Here is a 6,987-nt window from a genome sequence, read left to right on the forward strand (position 1 = left end):
GGGTGATGCGGGGTCTTAACCCCTCCCCGAACTTCAGCCCTTGATCTGCGACAGCAGCCAGGCTTGCGTATAGCCCAATTGCAGCCTGTCGCTGTCACGCATGGGCCGAGTGGTCCGCAGCCGCACGGTGGGCCGGTTTGCGCCAAAGGCCACGTTCATGCGGATGACCGTGTCGATCGTGCCGTTCGGCCCTTCCGTCACGTTCTCGACCATGCCCACGACCTTGCGGTCCGAGGTCAGGACGGTCGCGCCCAGCATATCGGCCAAGTTGACCCTGCTGACGCTTATCATCGGGCTGCCGTTGGTGGACGACCTGCCCTGGGACGATGTGGCCGTTTGCGTACCGGTGCCCATTCCAGAGCCTGTGCCCGCACCTGTACCTGTGCCCGTACCGGAACCAGTCCCCGAACCTGAACCGGTGGAGCCCACCTCGACGCTGACGTCGGCGTTCACACCATCGGTCCCTCCGACCGAGGCGCCGACATCCGCCCCGATGCCGCCCGATCCGCCAACACTGACGCCGACATCCGCGGACACGCCGCCGATACCGACACCGACATCTGCGGACACACCGCCGCCGTTGCCGATCCCGACATCAAGCGCCTGAGCGCTTGTGTTTGCGAACATCATGGCGGTCGCTGCGCCTGCGAGAGTTGTGGTAAGACCTTTCATCACGAGTTTCCTCCTTCAAGGTTGACATGGAGCATGCCCGTGATGCGCCGGAATGACGCCCCCTTCTCAGGCTGTTCCACATCATAAGACACGCAAAATTCAACCAAAGAGTTTCAATTTAAAAGTGTAAACAAACTGTTTTGCGCAACTCGCAGGCGCAGCATTTTTGCACGAGGCCCCTCTACCCCCGGTAGATCGGCATTGTCACCGTAAACGTCGACCCCTCTGCGGGCGCGCTGACATAGTGGATGCTGCCCCCGTGGCGCACGATCAACTGACGTGAAATATGCATGCCCAGACCGCTGCCATAGACCTTCTTGGTGTCCGACGCATCGACCTGAGTGAACCGGCCAAACACCATTTCCTCGGACCCCGGCGGGATGCCCAAACCGCTGTCCCGGACGTTGACATAGGCCCGGTCGCCCTCGGAATAAAGCTGTACGTCAACACTGGCGCCGGGGTGCGAAAACTTCATCGCATTCGACAGGACGTTGACAATGACCTGCCCCAGCCTGTCCGCATCGGCCCAGACCGGCACTTCCTCAAGCTGGCGTTTGTACAAGATCCGCAGCCCCTTGTCCGGCAGATAGGTCTCCATGCTGTCCACCGCACCCGAAACGATGTCGGCCAGGTTGCACCGCGCGAAGGTCAGCTTGAAGTCCGAGCTGTCCAGCCGCTGCGTCTCGAGCAGATCATTGACCAGCTTGGCCAGCGTGGTCGCGTTCTTGGTGGCCAGTTCCAGCAGGCGCTCGGCCTGTTCCTGGGATGTGTTATCGCGGTTCATCGTCAGCAGCTGCAGCGACCCGTTGATCACCGTCAACGGCGTGCGCAATTCGTGGCTGACCGTGGACAGGAACTGCGATTGCAGACGCTCTGACCGGATGGCCCGTTCGGCGGCGATCTTTTGCATGGTGACGTCGATGAACGACACCGCCCAGCCCAGCCGCCGCTGCCCCTTGCCCACCGAAATCGGATAGGCACGCGGCACGAAATGGCGCCCGCCGTTTTCCACCTCCATGGTCTCGGGCAGCCCCTGATGTTCGATCAGTTGGCCAAAGACCGCGCCCAATCCGCCGATATCCGCCAGCGCATCCCTGGGAACGCTCTGCTCTTGCATCAGCCGCTGCGCGGCCTGGTTGGTCTCCAGCAGTGCGCCCTCGGCATCGACGACAAAGATCAGCTCGCGCGAGTTATAGAACAGCAGATCGCGCGCAATCGCCTTCACATCGACCCAGCGGCTGTCGAGGATGATCCACGACACCAATGAGATCGACAGCGCAAAGGAAAACGGCGTCGGGTCGACGCCAAAGATGCGGAAGCCGAAGAAATTATAGGAAATGCTGAAGACGATCGGGATCGCGGTCACCAGGAATATCCGCAAAAAGAACCCCTTGATCACAGGATTGGCAGCCCAGACCGCACGACCCGAGATCAGGCAGCTGATCAGGATGATCAGGTACAGGTAGATCACCGCGACATAAAACACGGCCCCATGATCATAGCGGACATAGGCGGTGGCCCCCTCGACGACCAGCTGCGTGTCGGGGCCGTACATCAGCCCGTGGAGCGGGTTGGTCAGCGCCACGATCAGGATGAAAATAGGATGGATCACCGCCCCCAGCAGCGCGACAGAGCGCGCCACGGTCCGCGACAAGGCGTATTCATAAAGAAAATACGCCCAGACCGTCGGCATCAGCACGATCCCCGGCCAGGCCAGCTTTGCCCAGAGCACCTTGCAGGCCTCGGTCGGGCCCGACAGTTCCATGCCGATGCACACCAGCCACCACAGCACGCCGAACTTGGCCAGGATGAACCACTTGTGCCCCGGCAATCCGTCATGGGCCCGCGCCCATACGATCACCGCGATGACGACAAGTGCCGTGGCAAACACGAACTGCACGGCGGGCAAGCTTAGGTCAGGGACCAAGCATTGAGAAAATTCACTGAAAATAACAGGTTCCACATTTGAAATTCGCGGTTTCCGCATAGAAATAAAGTCAACGGAACAGGCCCTCCGCGCTTTGCCAAAGCACTAGTTCAGAGACCCGATAATCACAACCTACAACTGATTTTGTTATTAGAATTTCTCGTCTTAGCTGCTTTTTGCGCCATTCGGGAGGCAGCATGAAAATTGCGTGTTCCGTGCGTCTGATATTGCAAACTGCCGCGGCAGCTATCACGACATTTGGTCAAAAATATGACCGCTTCGGTCTTGAAAGCGCTGCGGCGCATAGGGTGCGATAAGATCGTTTTGATGGTTGGTCAGCGGTTGGTCCAGCACCCCCGCCGCCACCAGCTCGCCCGCCAGCGGGGCCAGCGTGATCCCCGAATGCATCACCGCCGTGTGCAGCCCCTGCGGCCCGCACGGCCCCATCACCGGCAGCCCGTCCTGCGGCACCGGGCGCATTGCCTGGGTGACCTGCTCCCAGCGCAGCGCAACCTCGGGCAGCATTGCCTGCAGACGTGCCATCGCGGCATCGGCCAGCAGGTCGGGCCGCTCGGTCACCTCGTCCGCACTGTCAGACTGGTGGTTCGGCGAGGTCGGCGCGATGATCCGGCCCGCGACGTCCTGGCGGAACTCCTGTCCGGGGGCTGCCATCACATGCGACAGCACCGGTGCCACGGGCGCGCTGCGCAGCAGCAGACCGGGCCGCGACAGCATCGGCAAGGCCACGCCGACGCCATCCAGCAGCCCGACACTGCCGGTGCCGCCGCAGATCACCACACGGTCGGCGGGGATGACCCCTTGCGCAATCCGCACGCCGCAAACCGCATCACCCCGCGTCTCGACCCCCAGCGCCTGAACGCCCAGCAGCAGCCGCGCCCCCAGACCCATGGCGGCCTCGATCAGCGCATGCGCCAGCGGCGCGGTTTCTGCCACGCCTTCGGCCTCGAATGCCAGCGCGCGGTCCGGCGGGTTTGCGACATGCGGCTCGCGCGCGGCGAATGCGGCGCGGTCGATGATTTCAACGCCGTAGCCCAAGGCTTGCAGGTCAGCCGCCTGTTGGTCGAGGCCTGCGCCCGCGTCCTCCCAGCACAGGCACCCGGTCCAGCGCACGGGCGCCAGATCCATCTGCCCGGCCAGCCGGTGATAGGCCGCCATGCTCTCCGCCCGCAGCCGAAAATGCGCCGCATCCGCATGAAAACTGGCGTTGATCCAGCCAAACGAGCGCCCCGTCGCACCAGCAGCCACGCCTGCGCCGTCGATCACCGTCACCTGCGCCCCGCCGCGCGCCAGATGATAGGCCACCGAGGCCCCGATCACACCTGCGCCCACCACCACAACTTGCATCACGCACCCCCTTGGCCTTGCTCGCGTTGCACCCTAAGCTTCTGATATGACACCGCAAGAGATCATCGCCCATCTGAACCTCGCGCCCCACCCCGAGGGCGGCCATTACCGTCAGACATGGGTGGCGGATGGCTCGGATGGACCCGACGACAGACCCGTCGGCACCTGCATCTATTTCCTGCTTCAGGCGGGCGAAAAGAGCCACTGGCACCGGGTCGATGCCACCGAGATCTGGCTGTATCACGCAGGCGCACCACTGGAATTGCGCCTGTCGGCCACGGATGCAGGCCCCGCCGTGACGCATCTGCTGACACCCGATCTGACCGCGGGCGCGCCGCAGGTGATCGTGCCGAAAGACCACTGGCAATCGGCACGCAGCACCGGCGGGCACACGCTGGTGTCCTGCACCGTCTCGCCGGGTTTTCAGTTCGAGGGGTTCACCCTCGCCCCGCCCGGCTTTGACATCCCCGATGCCGGTTAGCCCGGAAAGCTGAGCGTCCCGCCCGCCACCGCCGCGCGCACGCCCGTGGTGCCGGGGCACGACGTCGGCAAGCGCCGCGCCACGCGCACCGCAAGATAGGCGAACGCCTGCGCCTCCAGCATGTCGCCGTCCAGCCCCACATCCTCGACCGGGCGCACCGGACAATCCAGCGAAACGGACAGCATCCGCATCAACACCGGGTTCTTGCGCCCGCCACCCGTGACCAGCACTTCGCTGGGCGCTTCGGGGCAATGCTGCATCGCCTCGGCCACACCGGCGGCGGCCATCGCGGTCAGCGTGGCGGCCGCATCGGCATCCGACAATTCGCCCACCAGCGCGATCATCTCGGAGAAATCGTTCCGGTCCAGAGACTTGGGCGGCATCCGCGCAAAATAAGGCTCTGCCAGAAACAACTCGAGCGCGCCATGCGCCACATCGCCCTTGCGCGCGACCTTGCCGCCTTCGTCATGCGACAGCCCCAACCGCGCCTGCATCAGATCGTTCAGCGGCGCGTTGGCGGGGCCGGTGTCGAACGCCAGCAAGGCCCCCGGCGCGTCCGGTTTGTCGCACCGCGGATCGACAAAGCTGATATTGCCAACGCCGCCCAGGTTCAGGAACGCCACGGGCGCGTCGCGCCGCAGGTACTTGGCACAGGCAAAGTGGAAAAACGGCGCCAGAGGCGCCCCCTCGCCGCCCATTTCCACATCGGCGCTGCGGAAATCCCAAACTACCGGCAGCCCCAGAGCCTGCGCCAGCGCGCCCCCGTCGCCAACCTGCAACGTGCCTTGCGTGCGCGGCGCATGGGCCAGCGTCTGGCCATGAAACCCCACCAGATCGACATCGCGAAACTGCGCCAGCGCTTCGACATGCGCGTCCTGCACCACCTTGGTCGCGGCCTCGACCTCGGGCCCCGACCACAGACCGAACCCCGCGGCAATCACCCGCTGTTCGGCGTCCGTATAGGGCCGATAGCCGCTGTCGCCGAATCCGAAAATTTCCACGCCATCGGTCTCGATCACCGCCGCGTCGACCCCGTCCAGAGACGTCCCGCTCATCGCGCCCAGTGCCCTTATCGGCACGCCTGCCTGTCTGACCTTGTTCATCGGTCTTTTCCTTTGCCCTTTAGGCCCCTATAGAGTGCCCCGCACAGATGTCATAGGACAAGTCACATGTCGTACAAACCCCGTTCCGAATTTCTCAACGTCATGCAACAGCGCGGCTTTGTCGCCGATTGCACCGACTATCAGGGCCTCGACGATGCCCTGATGAAGGGAGTGGTGCCTGCCTATGTGGGCTATGACGCAACGGCAAAATCGCTGCATGTCGGGCATCTGGTCAATATCATGATGCTGCGCTGGCTGCAGAAATGCGGCGGCAAGCCGATCACCCTGATGGGCGGTGGCACCACCAAGGTCGGCGATCCTTCGTTTCGGTCAGACGAGCGTCCGCTGCTGGACGCGCAGGCGATTGACGACAACATCGAAGGCATCCGGCAGGTATTTGCGCGCTACCTGTCCTATGGCGACGGTGCTGACGACGCCATCATGCTGAACAATGCCGAATGGCTGGACAATCTGAACTACCTGGAATTTCTGCGCGACATCGGGCGGCATTTCTCGATCAACCGAATGCTGTCGTTCGAAAGCGTCAAGTCGCGGCTGGACCGCGAGCAGTCGTTGTCGTTCCTCGAATTCAACTACATGATCCTCCAAGCCTATGATTTCATGGAGCTTCACCGCCGTTACGGCTGTGTTCTGCAAATGGGCGGCAGCGACCAGTGGGGCAATATCGTCAACGGCATCGACCTGACCCGCCGTGTCATCGACGGCGAGGTTTACGGTCTGACCTCGCCTTTGCTCAGCACCAGCGACGGCAAGAAAATGGGCAAGTCAGCGGGCGGCGCGGTCTGGCTGAACAGCGACATGCTGTCTCCCTATGAGTTCTGGCAATTCTGGCGCAACACCACCGACGCCGACGTGGGCCGGTTCCTCAAGCTTTATACCGAGCTGCCGGTCGAGGAGTGCGACCGCCTGGGCGCGCTCGAAGGGGCCGAGATCAACGCGGCCAAGGCGTTGTTGGCGACCGAGGTGACCACCATGCTGCACGGCGCCGAGGCTGCGCAGGCCGCCGCCGACACCGCGCGCGAGGTGTTCGAGAAGGGCGGCGTTGGCGATGATCTGCCGACCCTGACGCTGACGCAGGCGGAACTGGGAGACGGCATGTCTATCGTGCAACTGATCGTCAAAGCGGGCCTCGCCGGGTCAGGCAAGGAGGCCAAGCGCCTGATTTCCGAAAACGGCGCACGTCTGAACGACGCGCCGCTGACCGATGCGGGGCTGATGATCGATGCGGGTGCGCTGGCCACGCCGATCAAGCTGAGCGCCGGCAAGAAACGACATGCGCTGGTGCAATTGGGCTAGGGCCTGTGGACAATCATCTTGAGGCTATAAGTGCTGCTACGAGGTTCCAACACGCTGCGTAACTGCAATCCGTTTTGTCGTATCTTGTGGCGATCCCTCTGAACTCTTTGATTTTTGCAAAG

At 63.1% G+C, this 6,987-nt stretch carries 6 protein-coding genes and 1 pseudogene; 2 read left to right on the forward strand and 5 right to left on the reverse strand.

Annotated features, from left to right (window positions below; translation table 11 throughout):
* Nucleotides 1–33: 33 nt before the first annotated feature.
* The 3 genes from NTA49_RS09400 to NTA49_RS09410 all read right to left on the reverse strand — a co-directional run bounded on the left by NTA49_RS09400 (nt 34) and on the right by NTA49_RS09410 (nt 3,964).
* Complete coding sequence (locus NTA49_RS09400) at nt 34–627, reverse strand: hypothetical protein (protein ID WP_258294478.1); 594 nt, start codon at nt 625–627, stop codon at nt 34–36.
* A 226-nt stretch (nt 628–853) separates the two neighbouring features.
* Nucleotides 854–2,572, reverse strand: a complete 1,719-nt coding sequence (locus NTA49_RS09405) for a histidine kinase N-terminal 7TM domain-containing protein (RefSeq protein ID WP_258294479.1) — start codon at nt 2,570–2,572, stop codon at nt 854–856.
* 276 nt (nt 2,573–2,848) lie between these two features.
* Complete coding sequence (locus NTA49_RS09410) at nt 2,849–3,964, reverse strand: NAD(P)/FAD-dependent oxidoreductase (protein ID WP_258294481.1); 1,116 nt, start codon at nt 3,962–3,964, stop codon at nt 2,849–2,851.
* 46 nt (nt 3,965–4,010) lie between these two features.
* Between NTA49_RS09410 and NTA49_RS09415 the strand changes: the two genes are divergently transcribed.
* Complete coding sequence (locus NTA49_RS09415) at nt 4,011–4,445, forward strand: cupin domain-containing protein (protein ID WP_258294482.1); 435 nt, start codon at nt 4,011–4,013, stop codon at nt 4,443–4,445.
* On the opposite strand, the gene NTA49_RS09420 is transcribed toward NTA49_RS09415, so the two are convergent.
* Nucleotides 4,442–5,548, reverse strand: a complete 1,107-nt coding sequence (locus tag NTA49_RS09420; RefSeq protein WP_258294483.1) for an anhydro-N-acetylmuramic acid kinase — start codon at nt 5,546–5,548, stop codon at nt 4,442–4,444. The two genes, NTA49_RS09415 and NTA49_RS09420, sit on opposite strands and share 4 nt — an antisense overlap.
* Before the next feature lie 66 nt (nt 5,549–5,614).
* Here NTA49_RS09420 and tyrS point away from each other — a divergent pair, with 66 nt between their 5' ends.
* The gene (gene tyrS / locus NTA49_RS09425) at nt 5,615–6,865 is read left to right on the forward strand and encodes a tyrosine--tRNA ligase (protein ID WP_258294484.1); all 1,251 of its coding nucleotides are present in this window, start codon (nt 5,615–5,617) and stop codon (nt 6,863–6,865) included.
* A gap of 13 nt (nt 6,866–6,878) precedes the next feature.
* On the opposite strand, the pseudogene NTA49_RS09430 reads toward tyrS, so the two are convergent.
* A pseudogene (locus tag NTA49_RS09430) lies at nt 6,879–6,987 on the reverse strand (IS5/IS1182 family transposase); the annotation flags it as partial.

This window comes from Pseudosulfitobacter koreensis (genome assembly GCF_024733015.1).
In the GTDB taxonomy this organism is placed as follows: domain Bacteria; phylum Pseudomonadota; class Alphaproteobacteria; order Rhodobacterales; family Rhodobacteraceae; genus Pseudosulfitobacter; species Pseudosulfitobacter koreensis.